Genomic DNA, 19,015 nt, shown 5'->3' with positions numbered 1-19,015 from the left:
GCGCCGGCACGCCCGGGGCGGCCCTGCTAGCCTGGGCAGGTGAGTTCCGCCGGCCCGCCTTCTGCCCTGTCCTGGCTGGTGGCGCTGCCCCTTCCGATTCCCGCGTACGAGTTCACCGCCCCCCACGGCTGGACGGCCGCCGGTCCGGGCGGGGCGGTGCCGCTGGGCTGCCGGGTGCTGGTGCCCTGGCGCGGCGAACTGGTCACGGCGCTGGTGGTGGCGCCCGGCTCGGCGCGGGGCGGGCACCGGCTGCGGGAGGCGGTGCACGTGCTGGACGACCCGGCCTGCCCGTGGGTGAGTCCGGCGACGGTGCGGGCGGTGACGGCCTGGGCGGCGGACGCGCGCATCCCGGCGGGGCTGGTGTGGGGGGACCTGCTGGCGTGCGGGTGGGAGCCGGCGTACGCGCACCGGGTGAGGGCGGTGACGGACGCGGACCTGAGCAGTTTCGCGCGCCGGCCGCCGGGGCCGGGCTGGACGGACGCCGGGGGGTTCCCGGCCGCGCTGCTGGACGCCATCCGCGAGCAGGGGCTGCTGGAGGAGGAGTTCACGGCCGTGCCGCGGCTGCGCAGCGTGGTGCAGGCCCGCGCGCTGGACGAGGTGCCGCCGGCCGCGCGGACGGTGAGCGTGCTGCGGGCCGCCGACCCGCTGCCGCCGGGCCTGACCCCGAAGCAGAGGCAGGCATGTGTGTGGCTGGCCGAGCACGGCCCGCAGGACACCCTGAGCGGCTGGGCGAAGGCGGCCGGGGTGAGCGCGGGCGTGGTGAGCGGCGCGGTGCAGGCGGGCGGCGCGGCGCACGTCCCGGAACCCGCCCCGCCCCCCCCAGCCTGGACGTGGTTGCAGGAGCGCGGCCCGGTGGACTCGCTGAGTGCCTGGGCGAGCGGCGCGTCCGGAGACGGGCACGCGCTGAGCCCCACGCAGGCGGGCACGCTGGTCATGCGCGGCTGGGCGGACGTGGCGCAGCGGCCGGCCCTGGCGCCGGACCTGCCGGCGCCCGCCGCGGCGGTGACGGCCGGGGACCCGGACCGCCTGCCGGAGGCGCCGGTGTGGCGGCTGCACGGGGGTCGGCCGGGGGCGCGGTTCCGGGCGCTGGCGCCGCGCGTGCAGCGGCTGCTGGCGCAGGGCCGCAGCGTGCTGGTGGTTGCCCCGGACCACCGGACGCTGCGCCGCGCCTGGGACGCCCTGAGCGGCCTGGCCGCGGCGGCCGGGACGGGCGCGGCGCAGCTGTGCGGGCCGCTCTCGGACGTGCAGCGCCTGCACACCTGGGAGCAGGTCCGCACCGGGGAGGTGCGGCTGGTGGTCGGCAGTTCGCTGGCGCTGTGCGCGCCACTGGCGGACCTGGCGCTGCTGGTGGTGCTGGAGGAAGGCAGCGACGCGCACAAGTTGCAGAGCGGCTCACGGGCCTTCGTGCCGGACTTGGCCGCGCGGGTCGCCGCGGAGCACGAGGCGGCGCTGGCGCTGGTGGGCGCGGTTCCGGCGGTGGAGAGCATCCCGCATCCGGGTGCGGTGCTGCCGCCGGCCCGGGTGCGGCTGCACGTGGTGGATTACGCCAACCCGCCGCAGCAGCCGGAGTTGGGGCCGCTGAGCGGCGTGCACCTCACGCCCGGCGACCTGGGGTATCCGCTGAGTCACGATCTGGTGCGGCTGCTGCGGCAGGTGCAGGAGCGCGGGCGGCAGGCCGCGCTCCTGGCGCCGCGGCGGGGGTACTCGGCGCTGCTGCGCTGCCCCAGCTGCGAGCACACCCCGCAGTGCCGGCACTGCGACGTGCCGCTGCGGTTTCACCAGGAGTCCCGGCAGCTGACCTGCCACCAGTGCGGGTACCGGGAGGTGCTGCCGGACCGCTGCGACCACTGTGGGGAGCGGATGTGGCGCGCCCGCGGCCCGGGCACCGAGTGGATCGAGCAGGAGGTCAGGCGCCTGCTGCCGGGGCTGCCGGTGTACCGCGTGGACCGGGACCGGCAGGACGACCTGAGTCCGCTGTACGCCGGGGAGAGCGGGGTGATGGTGGGCACGCAGCTGCTGCTGTCGCAGGAGGCGCCGCCGAACCTCGCGCTGATCGGGGTGACGCTGGCGGACACCTGGCTGAACGTGTCGGATTTCCGCGCCAGTGAGCGCTACCACCGCCTGCTGCGGCAGCTGACCGAGTGGCACGTGGAGAAGCCGCCGATGCTGGTGGTGCAGACCTTCCAGGCGGATCACCCGGCCCTGCGGGTGCTGGCCGACGGCCGGGACGCCCTGGCCTACCCGGCCGCGGAGGAGCGCGTCCGGAAGGAGCTCGGGTACCCGCCGCACGCCCGCCTCGCGCAGGTGGAACTCACGGCCCGGGAGGCGAAACGGGCGCAGGTGGCCGCGCAGGAGCTTGCCGACGCGCTGCACGGGGCGGGCGCGACGGCGCAGGAGGTGCTGGGTCCGGCGCCCAGCCCGGTGGCGCGGCTCAGGGGCGTGTACCCGTACCACCTGCTGCTGCGTGCCCGCAGCGACGCGCGGCTGGGCGAGCTGCTGCGGGTGCTGGATTCCCGCACGTGGAAAGCCCGGCTGCGGGTGGACGTGAACCCCCGCTCCGGGCTGTGACTGCTGCCGGTTACTTCTTTGTGCCGACCAGGAAGATGTTCGGCCAGGGCCGGTAGTCGCTTCTCAGGGTGTCCTGCCGGAACACCTTGCCGGCCCGGGTGAACTGGCGGGTCACCTCGATCACAGCGCCGGGCGCGGCCCAGTCCACCTGCTTGCGCTGCCCGGCCGGCAGGCTGGGGTCGGGAATCAGGCGGTCTTTCGGCGCGGGCGTGGATTTCAGGGTCTTCGGCTGGCCGATCTGCACCGTGAAGTCCCGGGCCTTGCCGAACACGTGGATGCGCAGCTGGTGGGTCTGGTCGTCCCAGTCGGCCTGGAACCACAGGGCGCCGCCGGTGTCGTTGGCGAACTTCAGGTCCTGGGTGGGCTGGTAGATGGTGGCGTCCAGGCCCTGTGGGTCGTAGTAGTACACCTGGTAGCTGTGGTTGCGGCGTTCCACGACCGGGAGGCCCGCCTGGTACAGGGTGCGGAAGGCGGTGGTGCTGACCTGGCAGATGCCGCCGCCCAGCCCGGTGGCGGTGCGTTCCCCGGCGATCACGAGGCCCGGCACGTACCCGGCGCGGGCGTTCACGGGGCCGATGAAGCCGTTGAAGGAGAAGGTCTTGCCCTCGAACAGCCGGTCCTGGAAAAAGCGCGTGCCGACGTGGATGTTGGTGATGCGGGCGGCGCTGCTGCCGTTGTAGTTCGTCTCGCCGGTGCCGAGGTGCGCGGTGATGCCGCGGCTCACGAAGTACTCCAGCGTGCGTTTCGGGGCGGTCTGGCCGGTCACGGCGACGTTCGCGGTGACGCCCCGGGGGTCTTTCAGGGCGGCGAGGACGTTCGCGCGGGTTTTCGCGGCGTCCACGGTCAGGCCGTTGCGCTGCACCAGCGCCCAGCCGTCATCGGTTTCCTGGAAGCGGGCGTCCTGCGGCGCGGTGGGCAGGGCCTTGAGGAAGGCGGTCAGGTCGGCGTCCAGGCTCTGGGTGATCTTGCCGGCGGCGCGGAGCTGCGCGGCGCGCGGGCCGGGGATGGTCAGGGTGCGCAGGAACGGCACGGTGCCCTTCTTCCCGTCCACCACGGCCGGCAGGTCCGCCTGCACGGTGATCAGCAGCGGCGCGGCCGGTTTCGGTTCGGGTTTGGGGGCCGGGGTGACCGGGGCGGGCGCCGGGCTGGGGGTGGGCGCGGGGGCCGGCACGGGTGCAGGTTCCGGGGCCGGAGTGGGCACCGGCTCGGGCGCCGGGCTGGGTTCCGGGGTGGGGTCCGGCGCGGGCGGCGTGACCGGCGGCGGGGTGCCGGGCGGCAGGGCGGGAACGCTCGTCTGCGCGCTGGAGGGCGGGTTCACCGCACCCAGCAGGAGCAGGCTCAGGGCCAGGGCGGACGCCAGGGCAGGGGGGCGGGGCATGCGGCGCAGTATCCCACGCGCCCCCCGGCCGCCGATGAACGCACGTTACGAAGCCGGGTGGGGTGCTCAGTGCACGGACTGCAGCGGTTCCGGCGCCTGTCCCTGCAGCTGCCGGATGATCTCGGCCACGGCCAGGTCGGCGTGGAAGCGGCCGTTCTCGATGAACACCTGGTTGGTCTTGCCCGCGAAGCCCGCGCTGCCGGCCACGAAGAGTCCCGGCACGCTGCTTTCGTAGTGCTCGGTCAGGACGAGGCACTCGTCCGGGTGCTGCGCGAGGCCCAGGCCGGAGAGGAAACTCAGGTCCGGGCGGTAGCCGGTCAGCGCGAACGTGAAGTGGGTGGGCAGGTCCCAGGTGGTGCCGTCCGGGCGCTGCACGCGCACGTGCTCGGGGTGGATCTCCACGACCTGCGACTCGAAGTGCGCGGTGATGCTGCCTTCCTTGATGCGGTTTTCCAGGTCGGGCCGCACCCAGTACTTGATGGTTCTTTTCAGTTCGGGCGCGCGGACGATCATGGTGACGTTCGCGCCGCCGCGCCAGAGGTCCAGGGCGGCGTCGGCGGCGCTGTTCCCGGCGCCGATCACGGTGACGTTCAGGCCCATGAAGGGGTGCGCCTCGGTGTAGTAGTGGCTGACGTTCTCGCCGTCCTCGCCGGGGATGCCCAGGTGCACGGGGTTGTCGTAGTACCCGGTTGCCACGACGACGCGCCGCGCCTCGACGACGCCGGGCGTGCCGTCGCGCTTCTCGATTTCCAGCGTGAAGCCGGCCGGGGCGGCGTGCACTCTCGTGACCTCGGTGTACTGCTCGACGTTCAGCGCCTCGCGCTGCGTGACCAGGCGGTAGTACATCAGGGCGTCGCGGCGGTCGGGTTTGTCGTGCCCGGTGACCATGGGGTGGTTGCCGATCTCCAGTTCGGGCGCGGTGGTGAAGAAGGTCATGTAGGTGGGGTACTCGAAGATGGCGTTCACCACGCATCCGCGTTCCAGCACCACGTAGCTCAGGCCCGCGCGTTTGCAGGCGATGGCGGCGGCCAGGCCGACGGGGCCCGCCCCGACGATGGCGACATCAATCAGGCTCATGTCCGGCATTCTTTCAGGTGCCGCGCGGGAAAACGGTGAGGCCCGGCCACCTGGGCGGCCGGGGTCCGTCACTGCCTGGGTTGCGCGCTCAGCCTTCGCGCAGGGTGCCGTCCACGAGGGTCACGACGCGGTCGCACAGGTCCAGCACGCGCTCGTCGTGCGTGACCATCACGGCGGCCCTGCCGCGCCCGTGCACGGCGTGGGCGAGCAGCTCCACGACCTCGCGGCCGCGGGGGCCGTCGAGGCTGGCGGTGGGTTCGTCGGCCAGGATCAGCTGCGGGTCGTTCATCAGGGCGCGGGCGACGGCGACGCGCTGGCGCTGCCCGCCGCTGAGCTGCGCGGGGTACTGCCGGGCGCGGCCTGCGAGGCCCAGGGTGTCCAGCAGCTCGTCGGCCAGGGTGCCGGGCGCGCGGCCGCCCTGCCCGGCGAGGCGGGGGACCAGGGTGAGCTGTTCGTGCACGGTCAGGAAGGGAATCAGGTTGCTGCTCTGCAGCACGAACCCCAGGTGCGAGAGCCGGAAGGCGGGGAGGTCCCGGGCGGGCAGGGTGCCCAGGTCCTGCCCGGCGATCACGACCTGCCCGGCGCTGGGCCGCAGCAGGGCGCCGGCGAGGGCCAGCAGGGTGCTCTTGCCGCTGCCGCTGGGGCCGTTCACGGCGACGAGCTCGCCGGGGCGGACGTGCAGGGTGGTGGGGTGCAGGGCGGTGATCTGGCCCTCGCCGTCGCCGTACGTGCGGCTGACGCCGTGCAGGGACAGGGTGGGCGGGGCCAGCGGGGTGGGGGTGGGGGCGGAATAGTCGAGCAGGGCGGTCATGCGGGGTCTCCTGGGGGGGCGGGTCAGACGGGGGTGCCGATGGCGATCAGCGGGTCCACCCGGGCGATGGCGCGCAGGCTGAGCAGGCTGCTCAGGGCGGCCACGGCGAGCAGCAGCCCCGAGGCGGCCAGCACGGTGGGGGCGGTCAGGGTGAAGGGCAGGCTGCCGGGCAGCAGCTGCGCCGCGGCCAGGGTGAGCAGCGCGGCGGCGGTCACGGCACCGGCGGTCAGAAGCAGCATCTGCGTGACGAGGCTGCCGGCCAGGGTGCGGGTGCGGGCGCCGATGGCCTTGAGCAGCCCGAACTGCGGGGTTTTCTGCAGGGTGATCACGTAGAAGAACGCGGCCATCACGAAGGCCGCCACCGCCACCAGGAAGACCTGGATCATGGTCAGGCTGCCCTGTTCCTCCTGGTAGCCGGGCAGCACCTGCAGGGTTTCGGCGCGGGTGTGCAGGCCCAGGCCGGCGGGCAGGGGGCGGGGCAGGTCGCCCTGCACGGCCACGGCGTTCACGGCACCGCGGCTGCGGGGGTTCAGGGCCTGCCAGCGGTCCAGCGTGACGTACAGGACCGGCTGGTGGTTCAGGCGCGCGCCGCGGGTGAAGCCGATGACGCGCACGGTGTCCCCGCCGGGTTTGAGGGTGAGGGTGTCGCCGAGCTGCACGCCGTCCTCCCGCAGGCTCTCGTCCACCACGGCGTCCGGGGTGGCGGCGGTCAGGGCGCGGCCCTGGGTGGCGGCGGGGGCCATGAAGCGGCCGGGGGCCACGCCGAGCAGCACGCCGCTGAGCTGCCGGTCGCCGCGGCTGAAGCTCACGAAGGTCTGCGCGACGGGTGTGGCGGGCGTGGGGCCGGCGGCCTGCCGGACGGCGTCCACGTCGGCGGGGGTCAGGAAGGAGCGGGTGAAGACGCCCTCGGCGTCGTGGGTGGTCACGAAGTGCCGGGCGGGCGTGCCGAGCAGCAGGGCGGCGTTGTCGTGGGCGAGGCCGCGGGTCAGGCCGGTGAGCATGAACACCATGAAGGCGATCAGGGTGACGACCGCGCCGAGCAGCAGGGAGCGGACGGGGTGGTGGCGCAGTTCGCGCAGGGCGAGGTACATGGGGGCCTCCTGGCAGGGGTGGGAAATTCCGGTCTGTTGTGACTGACCGGTCGGTCATGAGTATACCGACCGGTCAGTCAGGAGAATGAGTATGCCTCCCCCCTGGCGGCCGCGCTCCGTATCATCGGCGGCATGCCCGATGCCCGGCCTGTCCTGCACGCCATCCGCCACCGCCGCACCGCCGACCTGCTGAAACTCCGGCCCGATCCCGTCCCCCAGGACGTCCTGGAGGCCGTGCTCACCGCCGCCACCTGGGCCCCCACCCACGGCAACCGGCAGCCGTGGCGCTTCACGGTCTTCACCGGCGAGGGCCGTCACCGCCTCGGCGACCTGTTCGCGCGGGCCTACGCGGCCAGCACTGCCAAAGACGCCGCCAATCCCGACGTGCAGGCCAACCAGCGCGTGCGGGTCCTGAAGGCCCCGGTGTGGATCAGCCTGGAACTGCACATTCCCCAGCCGCCGAAACTTCCCCATTGGGAGGAAGAACACGCCCTGGCGGCCGCCGCGCAGAACATGCTGCTGGCCGCCACCGCGCACGGCCTGGCCAGCAAGTGGGTGAGCGGCCCGGCCATGGTCAGCCCCCTGACCGCCGCGGAACTCGGCGCGCCGGAACTGCGCGGCTTTATCTTCCTGGGGTACGCCGAAACCACCCCGCCCGACCGGCCCCGCGCGCCTCTGGAGGACAAGGTCGTGTGGGTGCGGGAGTAGTTACAGAGGAGCAGCTACAGGTTCGCCTGGAAGAACGCCACGCTGCGGCGCAGCGCCACGCCCAGATTCCCGCTGAGGTTGTGGTTGTCGCCGTCGTAGCGGTACGCCGTGAACGGCTGCTGCGCGGCGCGCAGGTCGTTCGCCAGCGCCACCTGGAAGCTGTAGGGCACGTCCTTGTCGGCGGTGCCGTGATGCAGCTGCAGCGGGCGGCCCCGCAGGTCTTTCAGGTACGCGTTGGGACTCAGGAGCCGCAGGTACCGGCGGTTCAGGGGGTCCAGCGTGGGCCGGGGCGTGCCCGGCGCGCGGTTCCAGTCGGTGGCGAGGACGTCGTACCCGGCGATCACGCCCGCCCACAGGCTGGCGGCCTTCAGGTCCGGGTCCACCAGCATGGCCCGCAGGCTCAGCTGCCCGCCCATGCTGTGCCCCCACAGGCCCAGCCGCCTCGCGTTCACGCGCGGGTCCTTTTTCAGGCTGGCGGCGGCGTTCAGGACGTCCACGGTGTACCCGGGGTCCTGGTAGCCGCCCCGGGCGTCCCCCTGGCTGTCGCCGTGCCCGCGGTAATCGCTTTTGAGCGTCACGAACCCGGCGCGCGCGAAGGCGTCCTGATACGCCACGTACCGCTCGGTGGTGCGGTACTCGTCCGGGGGGATGTACCCGTGGTTGAACACGATGGCCGGCCACCCGCCCGCCGGGGGCGTGCCACGCGGGACGGTGAGCAGCCCGTAGATGGTCAGGCCCTCGGACTGGTAGCTCACGACCTGCCGGGTGTAGTTGCTGCCGGCGTTCAGGGTGCGCTCGACCTTCAGGGCGCTGCCCGGGTACGTGCGGGCCCGCAGCGCCTGAATGCTGACCGGCTGCCGCGCCACGAAGGCGCGCATGGCCTCGTCCGTCACGCGGCCCAGCGCGTCGGTGCTCAGGGTGTCCGGCGGGTCCGCCCCAGGATCGGCAGTGCCGGCCGGGTCGGCGGGCGTCCGCGGGGTGGGGGCGTCCGGCTCGCCGCTGGGGGCCGCAGCGCCCTGCCAGGGCACCCGGAACGGCAGGCGCTCCGGCTGCATGACCGCGACGAACGCCGCGCCCAGCACCAGCAGCAGCGCGAACCGGATCAGGGCCCGCATGCGCCCCGCCTCACAGGTTGGCCTTGAAGAACGCCACGCTGCGGTTCAGGGCGACGGTCAGGTGACGGCTGAGGTTGTGGTTGTCCCCGGGGTACACGTAGCTCTGCACGCCCTTCCCGGCGGCGATCAGCTGCGCGCGCAGGGTGGTGTGGAACAGCACCGGGACGTCCTCGTCGGCACTGCCGATGTGCAGCTGCACCGGCCCGCCCAGGTCCTTCAGGTACGTGTTGGCACTCAGGCCCGCCCAGAAGGCGGGATTCTGCGCGGGCGTGCCGTATTTCGCCACCGCCGCCGTTCGCAGGTTAAGCACCCGCTGCGGGATGCTGGCGGGCGGGCGGTTGTTCCACTGCGTCATCATCTGGTGGTAGTCGCCGACCACCCCGGCCCAGATCACCCCGGCCCTGATGCTGGGGTCGATGACCATGGCGCGCAGCGTCAGGAAGCCGCCCATGCTGTGCCCCCACATGCCCACGCGCTTCGCGTTCACCCGCGCGTCTTTCCTGAGGCTGCTCAGGGCGTTCATGACGTCGGTGGTGTAGCCGGGCGAATAGTACCCGCCGAGCGGCTCACCCTGACTGCGGCCGTGCCCGCGGTAATCGCTTTTCAGTGTGACGAAGCCGCTGCGGGCGAAGGCGTCCTGGTACGCCACGTACCGTTCGGTGGTGCGGTACACGGCGGGCGGCACGTACCCGTGGTTGAACACCACCGCCGGCCAGCCGCCCTTCGGCGGGGTGCCGTTCGGGACCGTCAGCAGCGCGTAGATGGTCAGGCCTTCGGACTGGTAGCTCACCACCTGCCGGGTGTAGTTGCTGCCGCGCGCCAGGGTCTGCACGACCTTCAGGGCGCTGCCCGGGTACATGCGCTGCCGCGCGGCCTGAATGCTCAGGTCGGCCACGTCCACCTTCGCAATGGCGGCCGCAGACTGCGCCTGCACGGCCGGAACGGTCAGGCTGCCCAGCAGCGCCACGGAAAGCAGAAGTCGGTTCACCCTTCAACGTTAAACAGACCCGCCCGGCCAGAACAGCGCCCCAGCGCACCGTGCCGCCCCCGCGCGCGTTCAGGAATACTTCAGCCTTCCCCCACGAACCGCGCCTCCTCCGGCACGGCCGGCATGGGCTTGGCCGGCACCCAGTACGCCGCCCGGGCCGGCACCTGCACCACCTGCCCCTCCGGGTAGCGCAGCGCGCTGAGTTTCCCCCCGAACGCGCAGCCGGTGTCCAGGTTCACCGTGCCGTTCAGGGCGCGCACGTCCAGGTGCGGCGTGTGCCCGTACACGACCAGCGCCCCGCCCCGGTACCCGGCCGCCCAGTCCCCCCGGACCGGCAGGCCGTACTCGTCCTTCTGGCCGTTCACGTCGCCATACAGCGCGAACGTCCGCACCCGGCCCCCCACCCGCCCGTGGTAGCGCTCCGGCAGGCCCGCGTGCGCCACCACCACCCGCCCGCCGTCCAGCACGAGGTGCGTGGGCAGGCTCCCCAAAAATGCCCGCACCTGCCCGGCGAAGGCCTCGCCGCGCGCATGCACCTGCGCCAGCGTGACGTCCAGGCCGTGCACCGGTTTCACGCTGCGGCCCTCCAGCGCGCGGGCCAGTTTCTCGTCGTGGTTGCCCAGCAGGCACAGCCCGGCACTGCTGCGGACCAGGGTCATCACCAGTTGCAGCACGCCCGCGCTGTCCGGCCCGCGGTCCACCAGGTCCCCCACGAACACCGCCGTGCGGCCCGGCGGCGGCGTGACGCTCAGGTCCTCCCCCACTGCGTATCCCAGCGCGCCCAGCAGGTCCCGCAGTTCCGGCAGGCAGCCGTGCACGTCCCCGATGAAATCGAACGGCCCACGCAGGTCCGACCGGTCCGGCGCAAGCGGCACGCGCCGCACGCCGCTCCCCTCCAGGCCGGGGCCGCGGCGCACCCACACCCTCCGGAAGCCCTCCTTCTCCAGGCCGCCCAGCGTGCGGTGCAGCTCCGTCACCTGCGCCTGCACGGCGTCCGTGCGGGGCAGGTCCGCGCGGGGCGGGTCCAGCACCACCGCCGACGCCGGCAGATCGTGCGCGCGCGCCAGCGCCACCAGCGGGGCCCGGTCCATCGGGCGGACCAGCGGCCCCGCGATCACCGTCAGCAGCCCCCGTGAGAGCCGCGCGCCCGCCACGTGCAGCAGGGCGTCCAGACCCCCGGCCGCGTCACCGCCCACCCAGGCCCGGAAGGTGCCCGGGTCCAGCACCTCCTCCGGCGCGAAATGCCGCGCGGCCCACCCGGCCGGGTCACTGCCGTCCGCGCCGATCACGGCGATCAGGCCCCGCGCGGGAACGTGCAGCGGACCGGACGTGGCGGCAGGCAGGGCGGACATGGCCCCGCATGCTGGCACATTCCGCCCCGGCGCCGCGCAGGCAGGGAGCGCCGGACGCCCGGGGCGGATTCCCTTGACCCGCCCGGTCAGGGGAGTATCTTCAGCGCACAAGCCGCTCATGACCTCCGAGGTCAACCGTTGACTTCCCGTTCACATGAGCTGGAAAGGAACAGGTGATTCACGAATGCCCGTTCGTATTGTGAGTCTCGCCGCGCACAGCGGCACCGGCAAAACCACGCTGGCCGAAGCCCTGCTGCACCGCAGCGGGGCGATCTCACGTGTGGGCCGCGTCGAGGACGGCACCACCCAGAGCGACCACACCGAGGAAGAACACGCCCACGGCTTTTCCATCAAGACCGGCGTGCTCCGCTTCAAACACCGTGACACCGACATCACCGTGCTCGACACCCCCGGCTTCGCCGACTTCGTGCGCGAAATCCGCGGCGGCATGCGCGCCTCCGACAGCGCCGTCATCCTCGTCAGCGGCACCGGCGGCGTCGAGGTCGGCACCGAACGCGTCTGGGCGCACGCCGACAACCTCGGCATGCCCCGCATCGTCGCCGTCACCAAGATGGACCGCGAACGCGCCCACTACCTGGCCACCCTCGCCGAACTCCGCGCCAGCCTCCCCGGCCCCATCGTGCCCGCCTTCATCCCCGACGGCGAAGGCCCTGACTTCAGGGGCGTCATCAACGTCCTCACCGCCCACCCCGACGAGTACAGCGGCGAAACCCGCCACGCCCTCGAAGAAGCCCGCAGCACCCTCGTGGACGCCATCGTCGAAACCGACGACGACCTCATGAACCGCTACCTCGAAGGCGAGGACATCAGCCAGGACGAACTCGCGAAGGCCTTCTACGCCGGCGTGCACGCCGGCAAGATCTACCCCGCCATCCCCATCAGCGCCACCACCCAGACCGGCATCCCCGAACTCATGGACCTGATGGTCGACGGCCTGCGCAGCGCCCAGGAACGCGGCGAACTCACCGGCATCGACGGTCAGACCCGCGCCCCCACCCCCGACGCGCCCTTCAGCGCCCGCGTGTGGCGCATGAGCATCGACCCCTACGTCGGCAAGATCGCCTACCTCCGCGTCTGGAGCGGCACCCTCAAAGCCGGCGACACCATCCGCAACACCACCCGCGACGTGGACCTCAAACCCGCCCACCTGTACGTCATGAACGGCAAGGACCTCACCGAAGTTCCCGAACTCACCGCCGGCATGATCGGCGTCATCACCAAAAACGACCAGCTGCACACCGGCGACACCCTCGCCGACCCCCAGCACCCCATCCAGTACGACCCCCTCAACCTCCCCGACGTCGTCTACACCGTCGCCCTGCACCCCAAAACCCGCCAGGACGAAGACCGGATCGGCGACGCCATCGCCAAACTCCTCGAAGAAGACCCCACCCTCCACTACGGCCGCGAACCCCAGACCGGCGAGATGCTCCTCGGCGGCATGGGCGAAATGCACACCAACATCGCCGTGGAAAAACTCGCCGCGCTCGGCGTGAACGTCACCGTCACCCCCCCCCAGATCCCCTACCGCGAAACCATCCGCGCCAAAGCCAAAGCCCAGGGCAAACACAAAAAACAAAGCGGCGGACACGGCCAGTACGGCGACTGCCACCTCCAGGTCGAACCCGGCCAGGGCTACCACTTCAAAAGCGCTGTCGTCGGCGGCGCCATCCCCGGCAAGTACATCCCCAGCATCGAAAAAGGCGTGCAGGACACCATGGAAAAAGGCGCCCTGGCCGGCTACCCCCTCCAGGACGTCCACTTCACCGTCCTCGACGGCAGCTACCACGAAGTCGACAGCAGCGACATGGCCTTCCGCACCGCCGGCAGCCTCGCCGCCCGCGCCGCCCTCGAACAGGCCCGCCCCGTCCTCCTCGAACCCGTCATGCTCCTCAAAGTCCGCGCGCCCGCCCAGTACACCGGCGACATCATGGGCGACCTCCAGGGCCGCCGCGCCCGCGTGCAGGGCATGGAACCCGACGGCACCGTCTTCACCATCAGCGCCATCGTTCCCCAGAGCGAACTTCAGACCTACAACGCCGACCTGCGCAGCATGACCGGCGACCGCGGCGCCTACTCCCTCAAACCCCACGGCTACCAGGAAGTCCCCGAACACCTCGCCAAAAAAGTCGTCGAGGAAAGAAAATTCCAGGCAGCAGCGCAGAGCTGAGGATTGAACGAACCGTTACATCTTGCCGACGATCAGAAAAACCTTCTCTGATTTCTGAATGCCGTAGTAAGGGATAGTTCCAGGGACAACCAAGGAAGAAATATCAACCTGCTGGCCTTGCTCCAGCAGGTTCTTCAGTTTCGGATACACATCCTCCAGTTTGCGCAAAGCTTCATTATCCATTTCAACCTCCTCTTTCGTGCTACTCGGCAGAGTGCGGGAGAGGGGAACAATAATGTAAAGTGTGGGCTCAGACGGACCAGGAACCGAAGACGAATCGTACACTTTACGGAGCTCAACCCAGTGGGCTCCACTTTTATAAGGCGGCAGAAGGTACTGATCAACAATGCCACCAGAACGAACATCTGTAATAAGGGTTTTCGTGCCTCCAACATCGGTCACTTTGTTCTGGTGATGACATGAGGACAGCAAGAAGAGGGCGCATAAGCTAAGAAGAGATTCCTTCATCACTCACCTCGGATTCGGAAGAAGGAGTTTCGCAGAGCCAGCGGCACTTTTCTGGGTAATGCTGAGTGAGGCAAAGTCTATCGTGAAGGCAACATTTTTCTTGACAGACCCGTAATTAATATACTCTTTGCCCAAACCCGTCAGCTCGAAACGGCCATTTACATCATCAGGAGTACTTGTAGCTATATCAGCGTCACCTGGGTTGAAATTATACATGTCCTTCATTTTAATATGAATGCTTGTATTTATTAGCGTTGGCCCAGATTTTTTATAGATAAAATTGTAGGAGACGTCCGCCCAGGCCTGATGCTTACCAATCGCCTTCTGCCAGTTTTCTGTTGCAGGCTCAGGATACCTTGCACCCCGACCAACATAAATAGTAGCTGTTGACCCCGACATCGAATATTTGAGACCTTGTTTGTAATTTCCGCCTGCTAACGAGTTCCGGATTCCGAATTTGACATCCTCAGTCAGCGCGTCATGCACCCGCTTTCCAGCCGGGTCGTATTTGAGGAACCTCTCGTAGTTCACATTACGGGCTTGCCCTCCTGCACGTAGGAAATGCATATAGGCAAAGATCGCGTCCTTCAAGTCGGGGCGCAGTCCAAGGAGAGCTCCCGCAATGTGCATCCACTTCGTCCACGCCGCGTAGTCCTGTAAGGTCGGTTTAACCATTTTCGATTTGTCCAGCTTGCCGCCAGCACCTGCAAGAAAGCCATGATCAAAGGCAAGATCCTTCGGATCACCCTTATTCAGGGGCAAGAGAGGTTGGAACTCGTAAGCGTTTAGTTTCGGTGTCTGCCCGATCTCTGCTACGGCACCACGCCCAGCATTCGCCTTTCTCGCCTCCGCCTGCGCTGTCGCTGCGACTTGGACCAGCTTCTTTCTCAGATCAGTCGTACCCTCCGGGGTTCTCTGAACTGAATAGGTTGCCGAGGGGACGCTCTGTCGCAGTCTGCCTCCGCTTGACTGCCATTTAAGTGCAGGAGAACCACTAGCCAGCCGCTTCCCCATCGCCCGCGCTTCTGCTTCCAGACCTGCATCCGGGTCAATGCCTTTGCCGACCTTGCCCTGGCTCTGCTGCACCGTATGCGTCACCTCATGCGCCAGGAGTTCCAGCCCGGACTGCGTGTTCGGGTTGAATTTCCCACTCCGGAAGTAGATATCCGTCCCCGTCGTGAACGCCACAGCGCTCACGCCCTTCGCCAGCTTGTCCGCCTCCGCATCATCATGAATCCGCACCGCGCTCAGGTCATGATTCAATCCCTGTTCCAGATGACGCTGCACCGCGGCCGGGAGCGGGTTCCCGCTCCCTCTGCGCGCCTGAATCCGTTCCATGACCGGTTTCGTGGCCTGCTCGTCCAGTTCTGCCAGGTGCCGTTGGAGGGAATGAAGTTGCAACGCCTGCGCGTCCTGCTGGCGTTGCAGGGCATCGGCCTGGGTCGCTTCGTCCACCGCCCGTTGCAGGCTCAGGCGTTCACCGGGCGGGAGTTGACTCAGCGCAGCTCGGGGAATCGTGCGGGTCAGGGCATGCCGTTGCAGGCTCACCGCGTGTTCAGCGAAAGCCGAGTGCCGCTGAAGGGCCGGGCTGGGGTCATGTTTCACGCTGTGCACCAGGGCCGCGGCCACCTGACGTTGCAGAGTGGCGAACGCCTGCATGGACCGCGCATCCATCCTCGTGCCGTCCACCTGCTCGGCCCGGTGACGCATCACCGTCACCCACTCCCCGGCTGCCTGCGGGTGGGAGGGGATGACGCCCGGAGTGCGTTCGCTGGCCTGCCGTTGTAAGGCTGTCTGAATCGCGTCCGCGGGAAGTGTGGCGCTCAGGTCAGTCACCTGACGTTGCAGGGGCAACCGTTGCGCGCTCAAGTGCTCCTCTTCCTGCCGGTGCAGACTCGCCGCCCGCAACACCGGAATCACAGCCTGTCGCTGCGCAGCGGTCGGTGTACACGTGAACCGCTGCATCGCCCGCTGAACGGGCACATGGTGGGAGACGGCCGGAACCTCGGCCCTGACGGTGGGCTGGTGGGGTCCGGCGGAGGGAGTGAGTGGACGTTTGCGCTGGTATTCCATGCGTTGAAGCCTCCGCTGTCGGTGCAACTCTACCGAAGGGTTCTGGCAGGCGGGGACGATTTTGCCGGGCGGATGGCCTGCTAGCCTGCCGGGATGAGGGTCTGGGTGGCGCTGGACGGGGTGGGGCATCCGCTGGACGCCCCGCCGGGCGGCGTGTGGGAGCAGGCGCTGCCGACCCTGCGGGCGCTGGTGGATGGGGGAGTGGCGCTGGACGCGACGCTGGGCGTGCCGGGGTTGCCGCAGTCGGGGACGGGGCAGGCGTGCTGGCTGACGGGCCGGGACGCGGTGGCGGTGATGGGGGAGCATTTCGGGCCGCAGCCGGGGCCGACGCTGCGCCGGCTGCTGGACGAGCACGCGTTGCCGGGGCGGCTGGCGCGGGCGGGGGGGCGGGTGGCGCTGCTGAACCATTACGCGCCGGCGTTTCTGGAGGCGCCGGCGCGGCGGGGGCGGCTGGGCTGCTTTCCGTATGCGTTCCGGGCGGCGGGGGGGCCACTGAATCCGCCGGGCCTGCCGGCGGTGCGGGTTTCGCTGGGGCTGGGGTACGAGCCGCCGTGGGAGGAGGCGTTCCTGGGGCTGGACGGGGTGGTGCGCCTGGGGGGCGAGGTGGCGCGGGCGGCGCGGGCGGCGGACCTGCTGGTGGTGGACCTGTGGTTCAGTGACCTGCTGGGGCACGCGGGGGGAACGCCGACGCCGGTGGGGGTGCTCAGGGCAGGGCGGGCGTATCTGGAGCGGGTGGACGCCTTCGTGCGGGGGTTGCTGGACGGCGGGGCGGAGGTGGTGCTGAGCAGCGATCACGGGAACCTGGAGGACCTGCGTGTGAAGTCGCACACGGTGGCGCGGGTGCCGCTGGCATGGTCGGGCGGGCGGGTGGAAGGGGTGGCGGACGTGGTGCAGGGGGGCGCGTGGGTGGCACGCTGGGCGGGGTTGCCCGTGGATGCCGGGGCCTGACGGGGGGCGCGTGGGTGGCACGCTGGGCGGGGTTGCCCGTGGATGCCGGGGCCTGACGGGGGACGAGCGGGTGGGGCTTGAGCGTGCCTTGACCCCCGGTGGCGGGGGATTGCGGGCCGAGCGTGAGCGTGTTTACAGTGGAGCATGTCACGTGACATGTCGCCCCGTTCAGCGGTTCTGACGCCCCGGCAGTGGGAGGTGCTGCGTGCCGTGCTGTGGCTGGAAAAACAGGGCGGGGACAGCTGCCTGACCGCGTCGGCGCTGGCGGAGGACCTGGGGCTGGCGCGGCAGAACCTGCGGGACCACCTGCTCACGCTGCACGGGCGGGGCTTCCTGAATTACCACGCCCGGCCGCGGCAGGTGGCGCTGGTCTCGCTGACTCCGGCGGCGCGGGCGGCGCTGGGCGCCCCGGCGGGCTTTCCGCTGCTGGGGGAGGTGGCGGCCGGGCCGCCCGCCCTGGCGGACGGTGGCGTGCAGGAGCGCGTGACGCGCCTGGACGACATCCTGCCCATGCGGGAGGGGGATTTCCTGCTGCGGGTGCGGGGGGAGAGCATGCTGGGCCTGGGCATCTTCCCGGGGGACGTGGTGGCGATCCGCCCGGCGGACGTCGCGCAGAACGGTGAGGTGGCGCTGGTGCTGATTCCCGGGGAGAACGCCGGGACCCTCAAGCGCTGGCAGCAGCGCGGGCGGGCGGTGACGTTGCACAGCGAGAACCCGGCCTTCGAGCCGATGCGCTTTCCGGTCTCGGACGTGCAGGTGCAGGGCGTGCTGGTGGGGCACATCGGGCTGGGCGGCGCGCGGCGCAGCGCGCGGGGCCGGCCGTGAGTACGCGGATCGCGGCGCTGCTGCTGGAGCCGTTCGCGCTGTGGCACGCCGAGCATGAGCACGGCCTGGACCTGCCGCTGGCCGTGACGGACGCCGGCCGGGTGCGGTGCGCGAGCGCGGCGGCGCTGGCGGGGGGCGTGCAGCCGGGCATGCGGGTGTCGGGGGCGCTGTCGCGCGTGCCGGAACTGCACGCGGTGCCCCTGAGTGCCCCGGCGCTGGAGACCGCCTGGGCGGAGGTGTGCGCGGGCCTCCCGGCGTACAGCCCGCGCCTGGAGGTGGGCGGGGTGGGGCGCGCGCTGCTGACCCTCACGCCGGCCGGGGCGGCGGAACTCGCCTCGGCGCTGCACGCCCGCGTGGGCCTGGCGGACACCCGGGAGCTGGCGCTGCTGGCCGCGCTGGATGCCGGGACCGGGGGCGTGCGGGCGGTGGCGGACCCGGCCGCGTTCCGCCGGGCACTGCCGCTGGAAGCGCTGCGCGGCGTGGGCCTGAGCGCCGAGCTGCACGCGCGCCTGACGTGGCTGGGGGTGGGCACGGTCGGAGAGCTGCTGAGGTGGAGCAAGGCGCAGCAGGCGGCGTACCTGGGGGCCGAGTGGACGGTGCTGAAACCGTACCTGCACGGCGCGAACAGCGGCGGCGTGGGGCGGGCGCGGCTGCCGGCCGAGGTGCGGGTGGCGCGGCAGTTCGACGACCCGCTGTTCGAGCCGCGGGACCTGAGTGCCGCGGCGCAGGCGCTATGCCCGGCGCTGCTGGAGGCGCTGGCGGGCCGGTCGCCGCAGCGGCTGACGGTCCGGGCCGGCGTGGCGGGCCTGACGCTGAGCGCCACCCGGACCGTGAAGGAGGACCTGCGCGCGCCCGGAGTGCTGCACCGCGCGGTGCTGCGCGCCCTGGATGATGCAAACGCCGCGCACCTGGGGGTGGAGGCGCTGGAGGTCGTGCTGAGCGGCCTGGACCGCCTGGGCGGGCAGAACGACCTGTGGAGCCGCGCGGCTGCCCGGGACGCGGCGGAGCTGGCCGAGCGGCGCTTCCCGGGCGTGATGCGGCAGGTGCAGTGGCTGGACCCCTTCAGCGTGGCGGCCGGCACGGCGTACCGCTGGGTGAGTGCCCTGACGCGGGACGCGCCTGCGCCGGCTCCTGTGGCCTCCGTCCGCCGCGCGCCGGTGGCCGTGAGGGCCTGAGATGCGCGCGGTCGGGGAGCAGATCGAGGTGCAGGTCCGCGGGGGGCAGCCGCAGCGGCTGCGCTGGCACGGGCGGGCGTACGCGGTGCGGGCGGTGCTGGATTCGTGGCGCTGGGCGGGCCGCTGGTGGCTGCACGAGCGCCCGCGCGACTACTGGCTGCTGGACGCCCGCGGCCTGACCGCCGAGGTCTACCGCGTGCAGGGGCCGGGCGGGCCGTCGTGGGTGCTCGCGCGGGTGGCGGACTGA

Annotated in this window: 16 protein-coding genes; 7 read left to right on the top strand and 9 right to left on the bottom strand. The window is 71.0% G+C overall.

The genetic code is table 11. From position 1 onward, the window contains the following. Nucleotides 1-39: 39 nt before the first annotated feature. Nucleotides 40-2,568, top strand: coding sequence for a replication restart helicase PriA (priA, locus tag DFI_RS00300; protein ID WP_051307885.1), 2,529 nt, complete (start codon nt 40-42; stop codon nt 2,566-2,568). 10 nt (nt 2,569-2,578) lie between these two features. Here priA and DFI_RS00295 read toward each other — a convergent pair whose 3' ends face one another. The 4 genes from DFI_RS00295 to DFI_RS00280 all read right to left on the bottom strand — a co-directional run bounded on the left by DFI_RS00295 (nt 2,579) and on the right by DFI_RS00280 (nt 6,925). Then, complete coding sequence (locus tag DFI_RS00295) at nt 2,579-3,946, bottom strand: VanW family protein (RefSeq protein ID WP_043778336.1); 1,368 nt, start codon at nt 3,944-3,946, stop codon at nt 2,579-2,581. A 66-nt stretch (nt 3,947-4,012) separates the two neighbouring features. Further along, nucleotides 4,013-5,023: a YpdA family putative bacillithiol disulfide reductase gene (locus DFI_RS00290; RefSeq protein WP_027463221.1), complete on the bottom strand. Its 1,011-nt coding sequence runs from the start codon at nt 5,021-5,023 to the stop codon at nt 4,013-4,015. Nucleotides 5,024-5,111: 88 nt separating this feature from the next. Next, entirely contained in the window at nt 5,112-5,834 is a 723-nt protein-coding gene (locus tag DFI_RS00285) for an ABC transporter ATP-binding protein (RefSeq protein ID WP_051307883.1), read from the bottom strand. A gap of 23 nt (nt 5,835-5,857) precedes the next feature. Further along, complete coding sequence (locus DFI_RS00280; RefSeq protein WP_027463219.1) at nt 5,858-6,925, bottom strand: ABC transporter permease; 1,068 nt, start codon at nt 6,923-6,925, stop codon at nt 5,858-5,860. A gap of 132 nt (nt 6,926-7,057) precedes the next feature. Between DFI_RS00280 and DFI_RS00275 the strand changes: the two genes are divergently transcribed. Further along, nucleotides 7,058-7,633 carry a nitroreductase family protein gene (locus DFI_RS00275; protein ID WP_027463218.1) on the top strand — a complete coding sequence of 192 codons (576 nt, stop codon included), beginning with the start codon at nt 7,058-7,060 and terminating at the stop codon, nt 7,631-7,633. Nucleotides 7,634-7,647: 14 nt separating this feature from the next. Here the strand turns inward: DFI_RS00275 and DFI_RS00270 are convergent, their stop codons facing one another. The 3 genes from DFI_RS00270 to DFI_RS00260 form a co-directional block, all read right to left on the bottom strand. Beyond that, nucleotides 7,648-8,748, bottom strand: coding sequence for an alpha/beta hydrolase family protein (locus tag DFI_RS00270; RefSeq protein ID WP_027463217.1), 1,101 nt, complete (start codon nt 8,746-8,748; stop codon nt 7,648-7,650). 10 nt (nt 8,749-8,758) lie between these two features. After that, complete coding sequence (locus tag DFI_RS00265; protein WP_051307881.1) at nt 8,759-9,736, bottom strand: alpha/beta hydrolase family protein; 978 nt, start codon at nt 9,734-9,736, stop codon at nt 8,759-8,761. Between the two features lie 80 nt (nt 9,737-9,816). Next, nucleotides 9,817-11,088 carry a metallophosphoesterase gene (locus tag DFI_RS00260; protein ID WP_051307879.1) on the bottom strand — a complete coding sequence of 424 codons (1,272 nt, stop codon included), beginning with the start codon at nt 11,086-11,088 and terminating at the stop codon, nt 9,817-9,819. A 184-nt stretch (nt 11,089-11,272) separates the two neighbouring features. On the opposite strand from DFI_RS00260, the gene DFI_RS00255 reads away from it, so the two are divergent. Further along, a complete protein-coding gene (locus DFI_RS00255) occupies nt 11,273-13,279 on the top strand; it encodes an elongation factor G (RefSeq protein WP_027463215.1) in 2,007 nt (668 codons plus the stop codon). A 15-nt stretch (nt 13,280-13,294) separates the two neighbouring features. On the opposite strand, the gene DFI_RS20015 is transcribed toward DFI_RS00255, so the two are convergent. Further along, the gene (locus DFI_RS20015; RefSeq protein ID WP_155864561.1) at nt 13,295-13,747 is read right to left on the bottom strand and encodes a hypothetical protein; all 453 of its coding nucleotides are present in this window, start codon (nt 13,745-13,747) and stop codon (nt 13,295-13,297) included. A 3-nt stretch (nt 13,748-13,750) separates the two neighbouring features. Then, nucleotides 13,751-15,820, bottom strand: coding sequence for an eCIS core domain-containing protein (locus DFI_RS00250; protein ID WP_081425863.1), 2,070 nt, complete (start codon nt 15,818-15,820; stop codon nt 13,751-13,753). A 93-nt stretch (nt 15,821-15,913) separates the two neighbouring features. Between DFI_RS00250 and DFI_RS20540 the strand changes: the two genes are divergently transcribed. The 4 genes from DFI_RS20540 to DFI_RS00230 all read left to right on the top strand — a co-directional run bounded on the left by DFI_RS20540 (nt 15,914) and on the right by DFI_RS00230 (nt 19,015). Continuing rightward, nucleotides 15,914-16,768 (top strand): alkaline phosphatase family protein, encoded by an 855-nt coding sequence (locus tag DFI_RS20540; protein WP_027463213.1) that lies wholly within the window; start codon nt 15,914-15,916, stop codon nt 16,766-16,768. A 156-nt stretch (nt 16,769-16,924) separates the two neighbouring features. Further along, entirely contained in the window at nt 16,925-17,593 is a 669-nt protein-coding gene (locus DFI_RS20615) for a LexA family protein (RefSeq protein WP_027463212.1), read from the top strand. Then, nucleotides 17,590-18,768 (top strand): Y-family DNA polymerase, encoded by a 1,179-nt coding sequence (locus tag DFI_RS00235; RefSeq protein WP_027463211.1) that lies wholly within the window; start codon nt 17,590-17,592, stop codon nt 18,766-18,768. The genes DFI_RS20615 and DFI_RS00235 overlap by 4 nt, the downstream gene beginning before the upstream one ends. Nucleotide 18,769: 1 nt before the next feature. Continuing rightward, the gene (locus tag DFI_RS00230) at nt 18,770-19,015 is read left to right on the top strand and encodes a DUF6504 family protein (RefSeq protein WP_043778331.1); all 246 of its coding nucleotides are present in this window, start codon (nt 18,770-18,772) and stop codon (nt 19,013-19,015) included.

Source organism: Deinococcus ficus (genome assembly GCF_003444775.1).
Classification (GTDB): Bacteria; Deinococcota; Deinococci; order Deinococcales; family Deinococcaceae; genus Deinococcus; species Deinococcus ficus.
This window is presented reverse-complemented; position numbering and strand designations above follow the sequence as displayed.